Below are 19152 nucleotides of genomic sequence, written 5' to 3'. Positions count from 1 at the left end.
CCTAGAGGAATATAAATAGCCTGGGCGCAGCCGAATACGATTAAGTTAATGATTTTTGACTTTTCTCTACGTCCCGCGAACAAGCCGCGGGACGTAGGTAACTTACTGGAAGTGCGGCTATGTTTTCAACAGGCTACAATTTTACAATTCATAAGCCTATTATAAACATCCTAATGGGTATTTAAATACATATGTTCAAATCCTGAAAAAGACAAACTATGATGCTTTCTTTGGGCAGGTTTGCTTGCATCAAGGCATAAAGAAGGGAATTGTGTCAACAGGGCTTTAAAAATATAGCGCATTTCAATACGCGCCAATTTTGCACCAAGACAAAAATGACTTCCATAACCATAACTGAAATGCTGCGTTTTTTGCTTTTTTTCGAGCGTTATCGTGTCTGGATGATTAAAATAATACGGGTCACGATTAATTGCATGCGTTGATATAAAAATTACCTTCCCTTTTTCAATCAGCTGATCACCAAGCATGGTTTCATTTTTAGTGACTCGAAAAATAAAAGTTACTGCCGGATCAAGACGGTTGCATTCCTCAATATATACATCAAGAGCATCGATGTTACTTTTTATCTGCTTCCAGAGTCCTGGCTCATTAAGCAAAATAAATAAATTATTACACAGTTGATCGGTCGTTGTTACTTGACCTGCAACCAGCATCATAATGGCCTGGGAAATGATTTCATCATCAGTTAATCCAAAATGAGCTTGATGTTCCAACAAGATACTTAAAAAATCTTTCCCAGGCTTTAGCCGGCGGTGCGTCATGAGATCAGAAAAGTAATTATATAATTGTTGGGCGCTATGATTTACCTTGATGCCATCTTCATCTTTATAACTGGTTGAGCCGCCAAAAAACTGGGTCATATTATTAGACCAATGATAAAAATCATTACGTTCACTGTCCGGAATTGCAAACAATTCTGCAAGTGTTACTGAGGGAATGTTTTGGGCAAGTTGGCTTACAAAATCAAAAGGTTGATTTTCAGTAAATTCAGCCAGACAATTTGCTATGGTGCGCTGAATCAATGGCTTTAACTGTTCGAGGCAATGGGTACTCAGTCCATGATAACAAATTCGTCTGCGGTCCGTATGCTCTGGCGCATCACTCATCACCATCATTTGACTAACCACTTTGAAAAAATCAGTGATTAATGACAAATTCATTTCGGGCATACGGGAGATAAAAAAAGGCGAGCGGTCACAACTGAAATCTTCGCTTGTGAGCACTTGTTTGGCTAGTTGATAAGAGGTGATAACAAAAAATTTCCCGGGGTCCCACCAGAATAGCTCCCCCATTTCCCGTAAGTGATGACTGAATTGCTCTGGAGTTGTCGTTTGCTTGAGCTGCATTAACGTATAGGATTTCATAATATTTGGATCCTTCTTAAATGTCTTGGACTATGGTAGTGAAATGAATTGCGGCCATGTAAAAGCGAGAAATTATCCGCGAGTAAAAAATCACCTTCTTGCCATTCGTGCTGGTAGAGGTGTTGAGGGATTCGCATGCTCTGGCTTAAAGAGGATAAAATAGCATGTGATTCGTCCTCGCTTTTACCAATTATTTTGACGTGTACAGGATTTAAATAATCTTCCCCTACAGGTTCAGCAAAGCGTAAAATCACCTGTTTCGTATCGGGATGAATATTGATTAAATGACGCGTAATGGCCCCCCCATAATGTGCTAACTTCTCAGTATGAAATGAGAGAGAATAGTGTTGCCATTCATTTTTTTGTGATTCGCTTGCGGTCTTCCAAACCGTCTCAGTGTTTACAAATACGGTTTCGCCACCGTTTCCAACCTTAGGTGCTTGCAGACAATTAAAGAATAAAAAACGAGGCTCTTGATGAAAAGCTCCGTCCCAGTGCAAGGGGACATCCCCTTCAGTAAATAAATAGTTTTTGGGCTGTTTGTCTACTTTCATTTCCATTACCGGCCCAAAATCCCAGGAAAGTAATTGTGCTTGGCTTTGGCAATAATTAAGTAACGCATCGCGCTCAAGAGGTTTGAAACCACGTAAAAGGACAATTTTATGATGAGTTACCTGATCTAAAAGCTTTTTTAACGGTAGAGCAGTCAAATTTGCATTTGTTTCTGCTTGGATCAGATAGGGGGTAAATAATTTTGCATTATTCATTAGCATGCCTCCAAGACATAATGATCATCATTTAATCGAGCTCCCAGCCGCTCCGCGTCCTCTCTTTTTACTAATTGCCATCCTTGCGCGTTTTTAAGTAAAACACTATGCCAGGGAGTGCTCCAACGATTTGTTACAGGAAGAAAGTGAATTCCCATTTTTTCTGAGCCGCAAGGTTGCGGGTGAATCGATAAACGTACGGATTGGGGAAAATAATGGGCGAGCAATTGTGACCATGCATTCGAGCGGCGGATTACCTCATAAGCAATGTGTTTGGCTTCCTGACGTATTCTGTTTTTCGTTTGTCCTGGCTTCAAGGCAAGTTGATCTTCAACAATAAAACGATGAATACCATTAAATTGATAACGCGCACTCTGTGCGGTTGCTATATGTTTTTTTAATTCGCCTAAAGATTGTCCAAACTCGATCATTAATGATTCACGCATGATTTGATAGTTATGATAGGGATAGACATCATCAAGTGAAAAAGTTGCTAAATGGTTTAGTTGATAATCCGCAATGATGTGTTGAATTCCTTTTTGGTACACATCCACATGCAAATCATTCACTAAAACCAAATCATTAAATACACGACCATCAGAACAAATAATTAACTTTACCCCTACTGGATAAACTTCCTGCATGCTTTGACAGAGTTGGTTCAGATTGCTTAAGCCAATAATTTCACCTCGATCGGGTTTCTCTGACAGAGTTTTCTGCCTGTTGGCTGATTTTGCGGGGAAGGCAGGAAGAATTAAAGTAAGTATTCTTTGCTCAGTGACTGCTTGTTGAATTTTTTGCTGTGGATGGCGCGTGCATTCAGGACATAAAATTCCAGAGCACTGTTTTTCGGTTAATTCACTAACTCGTCTTTGATTGAATAATAAGTTTAATAATGCAGTTGTTGTCTTTTGAACGGACCTCATTGACATATTTTGCCTCCAATTGCTTTCCTTGTAGCCTGGGTGCAGCGAAGCGAAACCCAGGGCGTGGGAGTTAGAGTCGCAACCCGGGTTCCGCTTCACTGCCACCCAGGCTACGTTTTCCATTGGAGTAAACAGATTAGGCAAAATCTTTATAAATTGATAATATTAAGTTTTAATAAACTCTATAATATAAATTTATGGATATTGATTTTGATGCCCTGCGCGTTTTTGTTGTTGTCGTTGAATACGGTGGGTTTAACGCGGCAACGCGCGCTTTATTTAAAACCCAACCGGCAATCACTTCGTCGATAAAAAAGCTGGAGGAACAACTCAATTTGGTATTGTTTGATCGCAGCCACTATCGACCTGTATTAACGGCAGAAGGAGAAAAACTGTTTTGTCGCGCTCAGTCTTTAATTGGCCATTGGAAGAACATTAGCCAATTTGCAGAACAGCTCCAGTCCGAGGCGGAAAGCGATATTACGATTGCTATCGATATTTTTTTCCCTTTAGCAAGCTTGAAAAATCTATTACGGCATTGGATTTACAGTTTTCCTAATACACAATTTCATTTTCTAACAGAATCACTTGGCGGTGCTTGTGAGCGCTTATTAAGAAATCAAGCAGACTTAATTATTAGCGAAAATTTGATCACCAAGAAGGCCGTCGAAGTGATACCGCTGCGTTCTGAGTTCCTAATCGCAGTAGCATCTCCTGAATTTATCCATTATTACGGCAAACAATTAGACGATCTGGATACTCTTTCTGAATGCATGCAAGTTATTCTGCGCGATTCATCACAGTCTGATTTTTCATTTGGGGTTGTTGAGCATGCGCGCCGCTGGACAGTAAGCGATGTTATGGCCAAAAAAGATATTATCGTGGCAGGCCTTGGTTGGGGGCGGTTGCCATTACATATGATTACCCAAGAATTAGCAGATGGTCGACTGCAGTGCTTGCAAGGAAATCATTTTGATAGACGATTAATTACCATGGGTGCAATACGATTGCAAAAACCAGCCCGCGGTCCGGTTGCAGAAAAGTTATGGCAGGATTTGAACAATAAAAATATTGTAAAATTTGAACAGTGAACTATGCTGCCTATATTTTAAAATACTTCAATCGATGAGCCCCCAACGGGAAGCAGAGGCCAAACTCTGAGGGATCCAGTTTTATTGCAAACTTTCTAGATCCCGCGGACAAGCCGCGGGACGTAGGAAGATAAACTGACGATACCCTCAGTGCGAAGCCTCAGTAAGAATAAATTTAAGGTGCTTGTTCTTCTTTTTTATATTGCTCATCTGCTTCTTTTGCCTTGCGTTGATTTTCTTGCAACTGCAGAGCATTAAGCTGCTGTTGCCAGATCAAAGCGGCCTGGGCTTTGAGCTGGTTCAGTTTTCTTATTAATAACCCCAAATGTGTTGCCAGCATGAGAAGTTTCTTAGGCCCAAATACAATAAGGGCAACAATAAAAATGACCAGAAGTTCACCACCGCTCATAAGGATTTATTATCCTCTTTTGGTGGTTCATTTGTTTGCTCTTCATTCAAGGCCTTGCGGAAATTTCTAATTGCCTCACCAAGATCTGTGCCTATAGTTTTTAATTTGGAAGTACCAAAAAGAGCAATAACAATAACCAGAATTAATAATAATGAAAGAGGGCTGATGCCGCTTAGTCCCATGTTAGTTCCTCGCACTACGGTTAAAAAGTACAAACAGCCCCGTTAAAATAGCCCCGGCAAGAGCCAGAGGAGCGAGCTGTTTATGGTGGATAAAATGCAAATAGTCCAGCAGGCTTACTAAAAGAAAAGAAAGTCCTGCACCAATTGCAACGCTGTTCCAGTGTACTGCTGGTTTTTCATTTTCTGACTGTGCATTAGCACGCTCTTTATTTATTATTAATTCTTCTTTTTTAAGCTCTAGAAAATCAAAGAGCAGTTTGGGCATATGCGGTAATTGTTCCGCAAAAAAGGGTAGATTCTTTTTTAATTGCGTAAAGAATGCTTTGGGGCCGATTTGATCTCTCACCCACTTTTCGAGAAAGGGTTTGGCAGTGGCCCATAAATCCAAATCCGGGTAGAGTTGACGTCCTAAACCTTCTACCGCAAGCAATGTTTTTTGCAATAAAACCAATTGGGGTTGTACTTCCATATGAAAGCGTCGAGCAACCTGAAAAAGGCGCAATACAACTTGCGCAAATGAAATATCTTTTAAAGGTCGTTCAAAAATAGGCTCGCATACGGTACGAATACTGCTTTCAAATTCATCAACCCGGGTATCACGGGCAACCCAACCGGACTCAACATGCAACTCGGCTACACGTCGGTAATCGCGATTAAAAAAAGCTAAGAGATTTTCAGCTAAATACCGTTTGTCATTATCGTTTAATGTGCCCATGATCCCAAAATCGATGCAGATATATTGCGGTTCTTTGGGATTTTTATAAGAAACAAAAATATTTCCTGGGTGCATGTCTGCATGAAAAAAACAATCACGAAATACTTGCGTAAAGAAAATTTCTACGCCGCGTTCAGCCAGTTTTTTGATATCAACCCCATGAGCCTGTAAACTGGCTATATCGGATACAGGTATGCCATGGATTCGTTCGAGTACCATGACGTTGGAATGGGAATAGTCCCAATATACTTCGGGAATATACAATATGGGGGAATGTTCAAAGTTACGCCTTAATTGAGCGGCATTGGCTGCTTCTCTTAACAAGTCGAGCTCATCAAGTAAGGTGTGTTCAAACTCTGTTACAATTTCCTTGGGCTTTAAACGTCTAATCTCAGGCCAATAGCGATCCGCCCATTTTGCAATAGTATGCATAATGCTCAAGTCTTGCTCAATAATGCGTCGCATGTTAGGTCGAAGCACTTTGACAATCACCTCTTCCCCTGTTTTCAAGGTTGCCGCATGTACTTGCGCCATAGAGGCCGATGCCAAGGGGATTGAATCAAATTCGGCAAAAACTTCATAAGGCGACAAACCATAGACCTTTTCAATAATCGCCATTGCTTTTTCGCTGGAGAATGGCGGAACTTTATCTTGTAATTTGCTGAGTTCAATTGCTATATCTAGAGGTAAAATATCAGGACGTGTAGAAAGTGCTTGACCGAATTTGATAAAAATGGGCCCCAGCTCTTCCAATGACTTACGAAGTGCTTCACCGTGTGTTAGCTGTTCTTTGCGAAACCAGTTCCAGGGATTTAAATATACAATAAACCGGAGGGGTGCAAACAATCTTAACGACACTACTACATTATCTAGCCCATTTTTGGCCAGGATGTAATTGATATGGATAAGACGAATGAGTTTTTTAATGGATTTCATAGCGGCTTATTAGTTGATTTATATGAGCCTGCAAGCGCTCGACACTTAAGGATAACTCATCGACTTCAACAAAAAAATCTTCCAGTTCATATTTTGTAGGAAACAGTCGCAACTCTTCTTGCAAGTATTCAGACATATTTTGACGCATGGAATCATCCAATCTCTTTTTGAATGCCATTCCTTTACGGACAAAAGAACCAATCTGATGAGCAACCACATCACCGGTAAAGTGAGCCAGATGCCCTTCCCAATCGATATCCATTTCATCAAACAGTTTTTTTACGTGTTGCCCTAATTCGGTATCGCCAGTCATGCGGATCTTATCATTAAATAAAGAGCGTGCCTTAGATGCAGGTAATAAACTTAGCCTGATTAAACCTAAAGGATTGCTATGAATGATTGTGTCTGCTCCTCTATCGTAGCTATCCAGCAAGATGATTTCCCCGTCTTTAAAAAGGATAAAAAAATTGACATTTAACGGGCTTATAATCATCTCAAGAGTTTTATTATCAAGCGCTTGCAGCTTGGCCGGCATGTGTTCATCCAGTCTTGCGGCTTTGTTAATGGCTATTTGAAGCGCCTTTAGAGAATATTTTTTTAACATAATGCACTCAATATTTATAGGCAATGTGCAAGGCAACTATGCCGCCGCTTAGATTATCATAATGACAATCTTCAAATCCCGCATGTTCAATCATTTCTTTTAGTTTGGTTTGATTCGGGTGCATGCGTATGGATTCAGCAAGGTATTGATAACTGGCTTTGTCTTGCGCAATAAACCCTCCTATTTTAGGTAAAATATTAAACGAATACCAGTCATAAATAGGTTTTAAGCCGGGAAATGTGGGGGTTGAGAATTCAAGAATCATTAATTTTCCACCGGGCTTGCATACACGATACATCGAACGAAGCGCTTCTTCCTTATCCGTCACATTTCTTAAGCCAAATCCCATGGTAATGCAATGAAAACTATTATCAGCAAAAGGAAGACATTGTGCGTTACCTTGTACGTAATCAATGTTTTTATATAAGCCTTCATCCAATAGGCGATTACGTCCTACATTAAGCATGGCAGAATTAATATCCGCTAGAACAACACGGCCTGAATCGCCGACTTTTTTGCATAACAAACGGGTTAGATCCCCACTGCCTCCTGCTAAATCCAAAACAAATTGTCCAGGGCGTACTTGGCTACGCTCTACGGTATAGCGTTTCCACAGATGGTGGATACCTAAAGACATTAAATCATTCATCACATCATAGTTTTTTGCTACGGAATGAAAAACTTCTGCTACTTTCTTTTCTTTCTCATCCCAGGCAACCGTAGAGTAACCAAAATGAGTTTCTTTTTCTTGATCAGCCATATAGGAAACACGAATTTGTTATTTAATGCTCCATGTTAACTGATTTTAGTCAAGATACCCAGCCCTATGTCTTAGTGTATTGGGTAAAGTCACAATGGGTTTTGATTTTTGTGCTGATTTTTGTAATGAAATTTCTTTTCATAGAAAAGAATCGGTTTTAGGTATGTATTGCTGTAGTTAAAAATATATGGAATATTTTTTGAATAGATATTCATTTTTTAATCTAATTTAAATATTATTTGCTCAAGTTTTGGGGTTTTTATTTTTTAAACAAAGGCGAGGGTAACATTTTATGAAATCAATTATTGAACTCATTTCCATGATGACTGCGGATGGTTCTTCGGCGATTACCGATGTTAAAATCAGAATCAATCAATTAATGGGATTAACTGAAAGTGGATTTAACATAGGCGAATCAACGAGTCGTTCCCATGAGGATGGGGCGTTAACTGATTTGAGGACTGCACATCCTTTAACAACCTCAGACCCTAAGGCAATAGAAATAAGAAGACGTTTAACCTTATTACAAAATAACTACAATCTCATTAAATTTGAAGAAAAAATTAATGACGAGACCAATCAATCTACATTCATTATTACCGATGTTGCTTATCCTGAATTTCTTAATAATACTAAAATTAATTTTCAACTTCCTACAGAAGATATGCATTCTCAAGAGGTCAATTCTGTTATTATCAGAACAGGATTACATAATATTCGTTGTAGCTATATTAAAGTCCTTGTTGGTCAACAAGTAGTGCATCCCATTCAGGATTTGCAAATGCTCAAAGAACCGCCTTCCGAAGAGGATAAAGATGTAATCACCTATAGCAGAAATAATTCTGGTGATAATTTTTCTATCATAGACTTCATTGCATCTCAAGATCAAAAAGATTTTCATGAGATTAAGAGTATGCTAAATCAATTTTGTGATTTGCCGATGACTAATGAGTTTGCACTTTATTTTCAATCCAGTAGTCCAGAATTTCCAATCGATCTTAGAGTTATTCTCGATAAAGAGGATGTAAAAGGAAAAAATGCTCAATTAAAGCTTTCAGGTTTTGTCCAATTTGGAGGCAGTTTAATTTATGAGGTGAAGTCCTCTGAAGATTCTAATCAAATAGCGATTATTATAAAAGCAATTAATAAAGCTCATTTAGAGAAGTATTTTACCAATAAAGAAAAAGTGCGTTTAGAAGGAGAGCAACTTGAAAGAGCTTTTGCTTTAATTAAAGAGCATTTTCCAAATGATAAACACATTCAGGATTTGGTCATTGTTAGTGGGGAAGGAAGTTATACGAGACCTTTTCCGCATATCCGCACCCAAAAGTTTTGGTCTGTATCAATGGTTGATCCAAAAACAATTGCGGCGCTATCATTCCTTGAAGAGTCTGGTTGTATTGATTTTGATCAGAGACCGGAAAATAGATTTACGGTGGAAAAACGCAATAATGCACGTTACCTTAAAGTAGGCGCCGCTCCTGTTAACTTCCAAAATGATAACTACCAATTTATCGTTGTACCTAAAAATCTAAGTCTTTTGCAAGAAAAACTTGATAGGTTAGCACCAAATACATCACTCACATTCAGTTGAAATACTATTTAGAACTATTATTAGGCTCTCCTCGGTTGTTAGCTGTTATATCATTGTGGAGAGCAGCACATGAATTAATATCTATAATTGAATATATTTTTATTGATAAACGATAAATTTTTGTTATAATTTAACAGGAATTTATCAATAGGTATTTATCATGAAAAAAATAAAAAACACCAGTCATATTCTTTACCTGCTATTTCGTACTCTTTGTTGGCTTATTCCTTTAACTACAACGTTCTTAATCTTATTTGAGTTCGATTGGATGTGTTATATAGGATCCTGGTCTTCTTTAATTTCTGCAGAACAAATTCGTGACCCCTCTCATTTTTCCTGGATGCATCGGGTCGTCATATTGGCGATCGAATGGATGCCGTTGACCATTACTATTTTAATCTGCCATAAATTAGCCAAACTATTTTGGCTTTTTGAAAAGGGAAACCTGTTTGAGGAGGAAAATATCAAATTAATTAAACAAGTAAGTATTTACATGATTTTGGGGGAGGTCGTGCAGCTATTTTATCAACCTTTAATGACTGCAGCACTTACCTTTAATAATCCTAAAGGTGAACGCATTGCCAGTATTACCTTGAATTCAGCGAATTTATCTACTTTAATTACGGCTTTTATCATTTTAGTTGCTTCCTGGATTATCCAAGAAGCACATCAACTAAAATCAGAAACGCAATTAACAATTTAAGGAATATTTTCGTGTCAATTATTGTTAATTTGGATGTAATGATGGCAAAACGCAAATGCCGGCTTAAGGAGTTGGCAGAGGCAATAGGGATTACTGAAGCGAATTTGTCTATTTTAAAAAATGGCAAGGCTAAGGCAATACGCTTCGCGACATTGGAAGCGATTTGTGCTTATCTCAAGTGTCAGCCTGGAGATATCCTTGAGTATCAAACAGAACAGCACGATGATTTAGCAGGGCATAAAGAAAACTCATCTTTTCTGTTGATGAAGGAGGGTTAGCATTACTGCCATTCTCCTACGTACTATACTTTATGCCTGAGTGATCCCTCACAAAAGGGTAAAATTTCAGTCAAATGTGAATCCACCTCCCTGCCTTTGCAGGGATGACAGAATGTTATCAGGCTTTATCCGCGGTATGAGAAGTTAAGGTTTTGAGAGTTCACTTTTCACCCGCTTTTCTACTGAAAAATAATTCAAAGGCTGGCTAATGTTTGCAGATACTGCTGTTCATCAGGGGGCATGTTATTTTTTTGTGAGAGCCACAAACACTCGGCTAATTGCTCCATCATTAAATGCTCTACAGATAATGGATCATTGTATTTTTTAATTAAATTTTTATAGATTTCGTGAATCCCTACAGGACGGTCAGTAGCGATTTGCTCTCTAATGGCAAGATGAAGTCCCATATGCAGGAATGGATTTGCTTCCCCTGACTCGGGAAAATAAGATTGCTGCTGAAATTTATTCTGATTCTCAAGTATCTTATGGTACTCAGGGTGAGCCAATATCACTTGCACAATTTCATTTTCTAAGGGTGATAGCAGTTTTTGATGTTGGTATTTTTCCCAACTGGAAAAAAACATTTGTCGTGTTTCTTGGATGGTGTCGCCGTAAAACATGTATTGCTCAATATTTATAAAAGCTTGAGTTTAACTGAAGTGCGTTAGAACAACAATGGAAAATGCCTTTTTGCCAAGTGCTTCTGATTGACATGAATAAATGATTATGAGATATTCGCGTTGCGAGGTTGGACTTGCTATGTGTCATTCCACTGGGTCAATTGGCGACACACTGATTGGCCCTTTCTATTAAATTGATTTCCCAATTATTTCTGAAATTAAGCTTAAACAATCTGTACCGAGTTTAATACCTATAAAAGCCATGAGCAGGCCGCTAATTAGTTCAATTCCTTTCCATACGTTTGCTTTTGTTAAAACGTCGGAAAAATATCGTGCGGTAAATGTTAATGAACTAAACCAGATAAAGCTTGATGTGAGCACACCCAGCAAAAAAATATGTTCTTTGTCTGGATATCCGCTGCTGCCCCCACCTATAATGACCAGTGAATCAATAATAGCGTGCGGGTTAAGTATACTAAACCCTAAGGCTAAGAGAATGATTTGGGTCCTGTTGCGTGGTGGATGTCCATTTTCTGCGTCTTCTGATTGCTTGGAAAATGCGTTGGTTAATGCTTTCGCGGAATAAAAAAGTAAAAAAAGTGTACCCAACACCATCATCCATATTTGCAAAACCGGGCGAAGCTGAAGCAATTCATGCAAGCCTGCAATACTAGAGCAAATTAAAATAAAATCACAGATAAAGCATATAACCGCAGAAAGAATCGCATGATTTTTTTGTGCACCTTGTTTAATCAAAAAGACGTTTTGTGGCCCTAGAGCGATGATCAAGGATAAGCCTAAAAACAAGCCATTAAGATAAACAAACATAATCACGATATAAAAAAAATCAAAGATAGCGATTATAACATTGCAACTTATGCGTTGTGGAGTATAAAATGCGTCGATTATTCTGTCTCCGCAAGAGAAGCGTACAAAATAAGAACAAATAGGAGGGAGCGTGGGCTCTTTGTTACTAAGAAAGCTAATCGTCACTGCAACATTGACGGTGCTTGGTCTAGCAGGTCAATTATTACATGCAGAAAATGCTGCACCTGCCCAACAGAAATTACAAGTTCATGATGGATATTATCCTGTCTATCCACCTACTGCTCCAGCCACAGGTGAGCAACAGACTTTAATTGAGCGTGGAGAATATTTGGCAAAGATGGGAGATTGTATTTCCTGTCATACAAATGTTAAAGCAGGCACACCCGCTTATGCAGGTGGATTGCCTATCGCAACGCCTTTCGGAACATTTTACAGTCCCAACATTACTCCTGATAAAGAAACAGGTATTGGTAATTGGACTGAAAAAGATTTTATTCGTGCACTTAAAGAAGGGCGCGATCCCAAAGGCAGAAATTATTTTCCAGTATTCCCTTATGTCTATTTTTCTAAAATAACCGAGGAAGATGCGCGTGCTCTTTATGCTTATTTTATGAGCTTGCCGCCTGTTAATTTACCTAACAAACCCTTACCTTTCCCATTTAATGTTCCTGGCGCCCGCTTTACACTTTGGGGATGGAACTTATTGTTTTTCTTTCCTGAAGGACATGAATTTCAATATGAAAAAGGCAGATCTCCTGAGTGGAATCGTGGTAAATATATCGTAGATGGTTTAGGACATTGCAGCATGTGCCATACACCATTAAATCCATTCGGCGCGCCAAAGAACAGATATTACCTGACCGGTGGATTTATTGATGGCTACTGGGCGCCAAACATTACTAAGTATGGCTTGGAAAGTGCAACCCACGAAGAGGTCACTGATGTATTCAAATATGACAAGCTCATTAACAATGCAGGCCCAGTAGCAGGTCCTATGGCTGAAGTAAATCGTAACAGTATGATGTACCTAACCGACGAAGATAGAATGGCTGTCGCTACATACCTTAAAACAGTCGTGAGCGAAGAGCCTTTAGGATTACCACCTTCAAATGATCCTCCTTCACTCGATCGTGGAAAGCAAGTTTATTATACAGCGTGCGTGATTTGCCACCAAGATGGCGCAATGAGTGCTCCTTTGTTGGGAAGTTCGGCAAGTTGGTATGAACGATTAAAAAGCAGCGGATTAACTGGATTATATCGTCATGCAATCGATGGATTTAACTTTATGCCTGTTAAAGGTGCCTGCGTGACGTGTTCTGATAATGACATTATTTCAGCCGTTGATTTCATACTCAATGAATCATTGACGCGTACTCAATTATTGGATCTGAAGTCTGGTGGTGCGAAAAAATATCCTGAAAGTGGTGAAGCCGTTTATAACAAGCATTGTGCAGTTTGCCATAATGACGGAAAAGATGGGGCACCTAAAATTGGTGATAAAGAAGCGTGGAAATCCTTGATTGCGAAAAATATGGATGTATTGATTGAGAATACTGTTCATGGAAAAGATCATCCGAAAAACGGCGGCTGTGATCAATGTACAACAAACGAAATTATCGAGGCAGTAAAATACATGGTCAGTAAATCTAAAACTGAAGGAAACTACTCATTGTGGTAGTCTTATTGATTGAATATAGAGCCCTCACATTATTGTGAGGGAAGATCAAAAATAAAAAATGTATAAAAATAAATTGGAGCCAGCTTAGTCTGGTTTCTTGACAAGACGAGGAATGGGGATGTTAAACAGGTTAAAGATCTGTAGATTATTAACGATGCTAGGTATCTGGGCTGCGAGCCAACCACTATTCGCCGTGGATTTTTGGCAATTAAATATGTATCGAGGGGTCACACCCATCAGTAAAGATGCATATTACCTACATATGGTGTGTATGGCGGTTTGCGCCATTATTGGGGTTGTTGTATTCGGCGTTATGATCTATTCCATGATCCATCATAGGAAATCCAAAGGATATAAGGCCGCATCATTTCATGATAATCCCCGCTTGGAAGTAGTCTGGTCGATTATACCTTTCTTGATTCTCGTTGGACTTGCAATACCTGCTACCCGTGTTTTAATTCGTATGGATGATACAAAACAGTCAGAACTAACGATAAAAGTAGTGGGCTATCAATGGCGATGGCAATATGAGTATCTTGATCAGGGAATTAGTTTCTTTAGCACTTTATCCACGCCTTTTGCGCAAATTCAAAATAAACAGAAAAAAAATGAGTGGTATTTATTAGAAGTAGATAAACCATTGGTTGTACCTGTTAATAAAAAAATTCGCTTTTTAGTGACTTCAAATGATGTGGTTCACTCCTGGTGGGTTCCTGAATTAGGCATTAAGCGTGATGCTATACCCGGCTTTATGTACGAGGCATGGGCTACAATAGATAAACCAGGAACCTATAGAGGGCAATGCGCGGAGCTTTGTGGGGTGAATCATGGATTTATGCCTATCGTTGTTGAAGCAGTAAATCAGGAAGATTTTGATAAGTGGGTTGCTACGCAAACAAAAACCGAAGATCAGTATGCCCAAGGGGAAGCCGTTGCTGCAACCCAGAAGACAATGACCCGGGATGAATTACTTGCTTTTGGCAAGCAAAAATATGAACAGTTTTGTTCTCCATGCCATCAACCTGACGGTAGAGGCATACCACCTATGTACCCAGCGCTTCGAGGCAGTTCTGTAGCAACCGGTCACCCTATTTCACGACATATAGATATAATACTCAATGGTATTGCTGGTTCTGCAATGCAGCCTTATAAAGATCAACTTACAGATGAAGAAATTGCTGCGATTGCGACATATGAGCGTAATGCCTGGGAAAATAATACTAATGATGTAGTTCAAGCCGCAGAGGTTGCTACACAACGTCAGAAAGCTAATCAACAACCAACCATGGTTAATAAAGTTCAAGCTGGAGGTTTGCAATGAGTAGTTATACATTAGCGCACGATGAAAAACATGACGATCATGGTCCTGAACAGGGTAAGGGCGTCTTAGGATTTATAAAACGCTGGTTGTTTACTACAAACCACAAAGACATAGGTACACTTTATTTGTGGCTGGCAATGATCAGTTTCTTTTTAGCTGGCGGTATGGCCTTAATTATTCGGGCTGAATTATTTCAGCCAGGTCATCGTTTCGTTGATCCCAATTTCTTTAACCAAATGACCACCCTCCATGGCTTAATCATGTTGTTTGGTGTGGTAATGCCGGCATTTACTGGCATGGCGAACTGGCAAATTCCAATGATGATCGGTGCCCCAGATATGGCGTTGCCACGCTTAAATAACTGGAGTTTTTGGATTTTACCTTTTGCTTTTACATTATTACTTTCAACCACATTTCATGCTGGCGGCGGCCCTAACTTTGGCTGGACTATGTATGCGCCACTATCGACTACATACGCTCCTCCCAGTACCGATTTTATGATTTTTTCAATCCATATGATGGGTCTTTCATCCATTATGGGTTCAATTAATATCATTGCGACGATATTAAATTTACGAGCACCTGGCATGACCCTGATGAAAATGCCAATGTTCGTATGGACTTGGTTAATTACCGCTTTTTTATTGATTGCAATTATGCCCGTATTGGCGGGAGCGGTAACCATGATGTTGGCTGATCGTCATTTTGGTACCAGCTTCTTTAGCGCAGCAGGTGGCGGTGATCCCATATTGTTTCAACATGTATTCTGGTTTTTTGGACATCCTGAGGTATATGTTCTCGTATTACCTGCTTTCGGCGTTATCTCAGAAGTTATTCCTACCTTTAGTCGTAAGCCTTTATTTGGTTATTACTTTATGGTTTATGCTACAGTCAGTATTGCTGTCTTGTCATTTATTGTCTGGGCACACCATATGTTTACAACGGGTATCCCACTGGGCGCAGAATTATTCTTTATGTACACCACGATGCTTATTGCAGTGCCTACGGGCATTAAAGTATTTAACTGGGTAAGTACTATGTTTCGCGGTTCTATGACTTTTGAAACACCCATGTTATTTGCGTTGGCTTTTGTGTTTTTGTTTACCATAGGAGGATTTACAGGACTGATGCTGGCATTAGTTCCTGCAGATTTCCAGTACCAAGATAGTTATTTTGTTGTAGCTCATTTCCATTATGTTCTAGTTCCTGGTGTAATTTTCGCCTTATTTTCTGCTACATATTATTGGCTTCCAAAATGGACCGGACATATGTATAACGAGCTGTTAGGTAAATGGCATTTTTGGTTGTCTGTTATTTCAGTGAATGTAGCGTTCTTTCCTATGCACTTTTTAGGCTTAGCAGGTATGCCAAGAAGAATCCCAGATTATGCATTGCAATTTGCTAATTTTAATATGGTCTCTTCAATTGGTGCCTTTATTTTTGGATTTACACAGCTTCTATTTTTATATAATGTAATCGCTACCATCAGGAAAAAAGGTACTAAAAAAGATATTGCTGCTGCAAGATCATGGGAAGGTGCATACGGTTTAGAATGGACATTACCCTCGCCACCTCCATACCATACTTTTACCACTCCGCCCAAGTTAGATTTATAGGTTAGCTGTATGAAAAAACAAAAAGGGCATCATCGGCTACTCGTTATATTATCCGGCCTCGTGTTGGGGATGTTTGCCTTTGGATTTGCATTAGTGCCCATTTACAACAGTTTATGTAAGTCATTGGGCATTAATGGTAAAACAAATCCTGAAGCGGTAGCATATGATGTAAGCAAAGCTAAAGTAGACAAAAGCAGAGAAATAACTGTTGAGTTTGTTGCTACAAATAATAGTGGTGTTCCTTGGGCATTCTATCCCAAAATACGAAAAATCAAGGTACATCCTGGTGAAATAGCCAAACTGTCGTTTTATGCAGAAAATAAAACTGATCACCAGATGACAGTTCAGGCAATACCCAGTGTCACACCGGGTATCGCTGCTAAGTATCTGAAAAAGACAGAATGTTTTTGCTTTGCGCGGCAAACATTGAATGGACATGAAGCAATGAATATGCCTTTGTTATTTCATCTGGATGCCGATTTACCCGAAAAAGTACAGACAGTTACATTGTCCTATACTTTATTTGATGTAACAGACAAGGGCTAATATAAGGCTGCACATTTGAATGAACGCAATCTTGTGATTACTATACAAGATAACTATGCTGAAAATCAAATTGGCAGATTGAACAAATTTATGTAGATTACGCTCTTCCATTAAAGAGAGCTTTAAAAACAGATTAGGGTTTATTGATATTTCGCTAGTTTGAGCCAAAATGGTTTGGGTTTGAGTACCGAAGCGCAGCATCCACGAAGTATGGGAGCATCGGAATACAGAAAATCAAACTATTTTGACCAAGGTAGTAGAAATGGAAACAGACCCTATTGAAACAGGAGATTAAAATATAATGGGAGGACATGGTACTTATTATATCCCTAAACCAAGCCATTGGCCTTTGGTTGCATCATGCGGGTTAACCACTACTCTTGTGGGCGCTGCATCTTGGCTTCATAATGACTGGTATGGCCCCTACATATTCACCATTGGTTTGGCAATCATGGTTTTTATGTTATTTGGTTGGTTTGGCCAAGTAATTTATGAGAACTCGAAAGGAGTCTATGACGAGCAAGTGGATAGATCATTTCGTTGGGGTATGTGCTGGTTTATTTTTTCCGAAGTTTGTTTTTTCGGCGCTTTTTTTGGTGCTTTGTTCTATACGCGACTTTGGTCTGTTCCGCTTTTAGGTGGTGAAGTACATCCAATTACCCACTTTACACTTTGGCCTGATTTCGTTGCAAACTGGCCTGTACTTGTTAATCCGGACAATCAAGTTTTTGCTGGAGCCCATGAAGCAATGGGAGCTTGGGGATTAGCAGCAATAAATACACTTATTTTATTAACTTCTGGGGTAACCATTACCTGGGCTCATTGGGCTTTAAAATTGCAGAAGCAAAAACAATTAATTCTCGGAATGATTTTAACCATTGCATTAGGATTGACATTCCTGGCGTTACAAAGTTATGAGTATCATGAAGCATATACCGAGATGAATTTAACCTTAGCTTCAGGTATTTATGGTACGACGTTCTTTATGCTCACTGGATTTCACGGGTTACACGTAACCATTGGTACAATAATGTTGATTGTAATCACGGTTCGTTGTAAACGGGGTCATTTTACGCCTGAACGACACTTTGCATTTGAAGGGGTTGCCTGGTATTGGCACTTTGTAGACGTAGTCTGGTTATTCCTGTTTGTTTTTGTTTACTGGTTATAAATGTCCATTAAGCGAAGCAGTAAGCGGATGTTGTTATTTCTATGCAGACAAGAATCCATCCATAATTGAGTACATTGCCACAATAAAAAAGGATCCCCGCCTGCGCGGGGATGACAGAGTTACTTGCGAATTGAATAAGATTAAACTAATGTTGTCATTCTTGCTCAGACAGGAATCCATTCATGATTGAGCCCATTGCCAATATAGAAAAAATGGCTCCCCGTCCACTCTCGGAGAAGGGCTATTTGCGAATTAAGCAAAATGAAACACAAAATACCCTTGACTTGACGGCTATGGTTGGCAAGTCCAGCATGTAACCGTTGCACATCAAACTCTTTTCTCCTGCAAGAGACTGTTGCGATAAATTAGCAAAGCCTGTTTCCTCATACATTGCTCTTCTGGATCTTAATCATCTTACAAACGTGTATTAATCAATAAACCAGGCTGGAATTGAATCTCTTGAATTGTTAATTGGTAGGTAAAGAACGAATGATCAAATTTAATTTCCTGAATGGTTGCTTGGCCACGAAAATGTTTCGCGAAAAAGGAAACCTCGATATTTTTTTCAATATATGCATCGCATTTAAATTCTAGATTTTCTTCAGATAAACTAAGGAGCTGGCCCGAATATTCAGCTTCGCCAATTTTTATTAGAATGTATACAGGTTGGACTGGCTGAATTAACATTGCAGCCTCCAAGCAATATAACCAGCTTATATAATAATTGTAGCCTAAATATTTATTTCTTTCAGAATTTCATTTTTTTCTAAGCCATATTTGGCTCATATTGGGCGAAAAATGAACTGATAAATGCTCACATGCTGATGTATGCTGAGCTCAAATCTTTCCAATATGATTTAAGCAGGTGCGCTGTACTAACACTCGTTATAAATATCTTTCTCGTGATTACATCTCTGCCTGCGCCTTACGGTTTGTTCCTGAGAGACTCCTACACGTACCACGCATAAAGCCTGTACGATCCCCACAAAATTCAAAGAAAGACTGTAGTGGGGGTCTGTGTT

Annotated in this window: 21 protein-coding genes; 10 read left to right on the top strand and 11 right to left on the bottom strand. The window is 39.2% G+C overall.

Translation table 11 applies throughout. The features are described 5' to 3' along the window. Window positions 1–170: 170 nt before the first annotated feature. From A8O27_RS12690 to A8O27_RS12680, 3 genes are read right to left on the bottom strand one after another with little or no spacing between them, the layout of a single operon-like run. On the bottom strand, window positions 171–1385 hold the full coding sequence (locus A8O27_RS12690; RefSeq protein ID WP_058458509.1) for a cytochrome P450: 1215 nt from the start codon (window positions 1383–1385) through the stop codon (window positions 171–173). Then, window positions 1382–2152 carry a TauD/TfdA dioxygenase family protein gene (locus A8O27_RS12685; protein ID WP_058458508.1) on the bottom strand — a complete coding sequence of 257 codons (771 nt, stop codon included), beginning with the start codon at window positions 2150–2152 and terminating at the stop codon, window positions 1382–1384. The genes A8O27_RS12690 and A8O27_RS12685 overlap by 4 nt, the downstream gene beginning before the upstream one ends. After that, window positions 2152–3084 carry an isocyanide synthase family protein gene (locus tag A8O27_RS12680; RefSeq protein WP_082642405.1) on the bottom strand — a complete coding sequence of 311 codons (933 nt, stop codon included), beginning with the start codon at window positions 3082–3084 and terminating at the stop codon, window positions 2152–2154. The genes A8O27_RS12685 and A8O27_RS12680 overlap by 1 nt, the downstream gene beginning before the upstream one ends. Before the next feature lie 191 nt (window positions 3085–3275). On the opposite strand from A8O27_RS12680, the gene A8O27_RS12675 reads away from it, so the two are divergent. Next, the gene (locus A8O27_RS12675) at window positions 3276–4169 is read left to right on the top strand and encodes a LysR family transcriptional regulator (protein ID WP_058458507.1); all 894 of its coding nucleotides are present in this window, start codon (window positions 3276–3278) and stop codon (window positions 4167–4169) included. Window positions 4170–4344: 175 nt separating this feature from the next. On the opposite strand, the gene A8O27_RS12670 is transcribed toward A8O27_RS12675, so the two are convergent. Genes A8O27_RS12670 through ubiE form a run of 5 tightly spaced genes read right to left on the bottom strand, consistent with a single transcriptional unit; the run spans window position 4345 to window position 7775 of the window. Further along, the gene (locus tag A8O27_RS12670; protein ID WP_058458506.1) at window positions 4345–4578 is read right to left on the bottom strand and encodes a Sec-independent protein translocase subunit TatA/TatB; all 234 of its coding nucleotides are present in this window, start codon (window positions 4576–4578) and stop codon (window positions 4345–4347) included. Further along, window positions 4575–4760 carry a twin-arginine translocase TatA/TatE family subunit gene (gene tatA / locus A8O27_RS12665; protein ID WP_058458505.1) on the bottom strand — a complete coding sequence of 62 codons (186 nt, stop codon included), beginning with the start codon at window positions 4758–4760 and terminating at the stop codon, window positions 4575–4577. Before tatA ends, A8O27_RS12670 begins: the two co-directional genes overlap by 4 nt. A gap of 1 nt (window position 4761) precedes the next feature. After that, window positions 4762–6411 carry a ubiquinone biosynthesis regulatory protein kinase UbiB gene (ubiB, locus tag A8O27_RS12660; protein ID WP_058458504.1) on the bottom strand — a complete coding sequence of 550 codons (1650 nt, stop codon included), beginning with the start codon at window positions 6409–6411 and terminating at the stop codon, window positions 4762–4764. Next, a complete protein-coding gene (locus tag A8O27_RS12655; protein WP_058458503.1) occupies window positions 6398–7015 on the bottom strand; it encodes a ubiquinone biosynthesis accessory factor UbiJ in 618 nt (205 codons plus the stop codon). Before A8O27_RS12655 ends, ubiB begins: the two co-directional genes overlap by 14 nt. A 7-nt stretch (window positions 7016–7022) precedes the next feature. Next, window positions 7023–7775, bottom strand: coding sequence for a bifunctional demethylmenaquinone methyltransferase/2-methoxy-6-polyprenyl-1,4-benzoquinol methylase UbiE (gene ubiE, locus A8O27_RS12650; protein WP_058458502.1), 753 nt, complete (start codon window positions 7773–7775; stop codon window positions 7023–7025). Between the two features lie 292 nt (window positions 7776–8067). Between ubiE and A8O27_RS12645 the strand changes: the two genes are divergently transcribed. The 3 genes from A8O27_RS12645 (at window position 8068) to A8O27_RS12635 (ending at window position 10350) form a co-directional block, all read left to right on the top strand. Then, the gene (locus A8O27_RS12645; protein ID WP_058458501.1) at window positions 8068–9369 is read left to right on the top strand and encodes a hypothetical protein; all 1302 of its coding nucleotides are present in this window, start codon (window positions 8068–8070) and stop codon (window positions 9367–9369) included. A gap of 160 nt (window positions 9370–9529) precedes the next feature. Beyond that, entirely contained in the window at window positions 9530–10072 is a 543-nt protein-coding gene (locus A8O27_RS12640) for a DUF2975 domain-containing protein (protein ID WP_058458500.1), read from the top strand. An 11-nt stretch (window positions 10073–10083) separates the two neighbouring features. Continuing rightward, entirely contained in the window at window positions 10084–10350 is a 267-nt protein-coding gene (locus A8O27_RS12635) for a helix-turn-helix domain-containing protein (RefSeq protein ID WP_058458499.1), read from the top strand. A 194-nt stretch (window positions 10351–10544) separates the two neighbouring features. Here A8O27_RS12635 and A8O27_RS12630 read toward each other — a convergent pair whose 3' ends face one another. Both A8O27_RS12630 and A8O27_RS12625 read right to left on the bottom strand, forming a co-directional pair. After that, window positions 10545–10970, bottom strand: a complete 426-nt coding sequence (locus A8O27_RS12630) for a DUF1841 family protein (RefSeq protein ID WP_058458498.1) — start codon at window positions 10968–10970, stop codon at window positions 10545–10547. 189 nt (window positions 10971–11159) lie between these two features. Further along, complete coding sequence (locus tag A8O27_RS12625) at window positions 11160–11798, bottom strand: LysE/ArgO family amino acid transporter (RefSeq protein WP_058458497.1); 639 nt, start codon at window positions 11796–11798, stop codon at window positions 11160–11162. 130 nt (window positions 11799–11928) lie between these two features. On the opposite strand from A8O27_RS12625, the gene A8O27_RS12620 reads away from it, so the two are divergent. The 6 genes from A8O27_RS12620 (at window position 11929) to A8O27_RS19350 (ending at window position 18447) form a co-directional block, all read left to right on the top strand. Next, a complete protein-coding gene (locus A8O27_RS12620; RefSeq protein WP_058458496.1) occupies window positions 11929–13476 on the top strand; it encodes a c-type cytochrome in 1548 nt (515 codons plus the stop codon). A 118-nt stretch (window positions 13477–13594) separates the two neighbouring features. Beyond that, on the top strand, window positions 13595–14797 hold the full coding sequence (gene coxB / locus A8O27_RS12615) for a cytochrome c oxidase subunit II (RefSeq protein WP_058458495.1): 1203 nt from the start codon (window positions 13595–13597) through the stop codon (window positions 14795–14797). Next, the gene (ctaD, locus tag A8O27_RS12610; RefSeq protein WP_058458494.1) at window positions 14794–16413 is read left to right on the top strand and encodes a cytochrome c oxidase subunit I; all 1620 of its coding nucleotides are present in this window, start codon (window positions 14794–14796) and stop codon (window positions 16411–16413) included. The genes coxB and ctaD overlap by 4 nt, the downstream gene beginning before the upstream one ends. Window positions 16414–16422: 9 nt before the next feature. Then, window positions 16423–16959, top strand: coding sequence for a cytochrome c oxidase assembly protein (locus tag A8O27_RS12605; RefSeq protein WP_058458493.1), 537 nt, complete (start codon window positions 16423–16425; stop codon window positions 16957–16959). Between the two features lie 301 nt (window positions 16960–17260). Then, window positions 17261–18130 (top strand): cytochrome c oxidase subunit 3, encoded by an 870-nt coding sequence (locus tag A8O27_RS12600; protein WP_058458492.1) that lies wholly within the window; start codon window positions 17261–17263, stop codon window positions 18128–18130. Window positions 18131–18312: 182 nt separating this feature from the next. Continuing rightward, a complete protein-coding gene (locus A8O27_RS19350; protein ID WP_259293092.1) occupies window positions 18313–18447 on the top strand; it encodes a hypothetical protein in 135 nt (44 codons plus the stop codon). Between the two features lie 97 nt (window positions 18448–18544). Here A8O27_RS19350 and A8O27_RS12595 read toward each other — a convergent pair whose 3' ends face one another. Further along, window positions 18545–18817, bottom strand: a complete 273-nt coding sequence (locus A8O27_RS12595) for a hypothetical protein (protein WP_058458491.1) — start codon at window positions 18815–18817, stop codon at window positions 18545–18547. Between the last annotated feature and the right edge of the window lie 335 nt (window positions 18818–19152).

The sequence above is a fragment of the Legionella bozemanae genome (assembly GCF_001648595.1).
GTDB lineage: Bacteria > Pseudomonadota > Gammaproteobacteria > Legionellales > Legionellaceae > Legionella > Legionella bozemanae.
The sequence above is the reverse complement of the archived record's forward strand: the minus strand, read 5'-3'. Positions and strand labels throughout refer to the sequence as shown.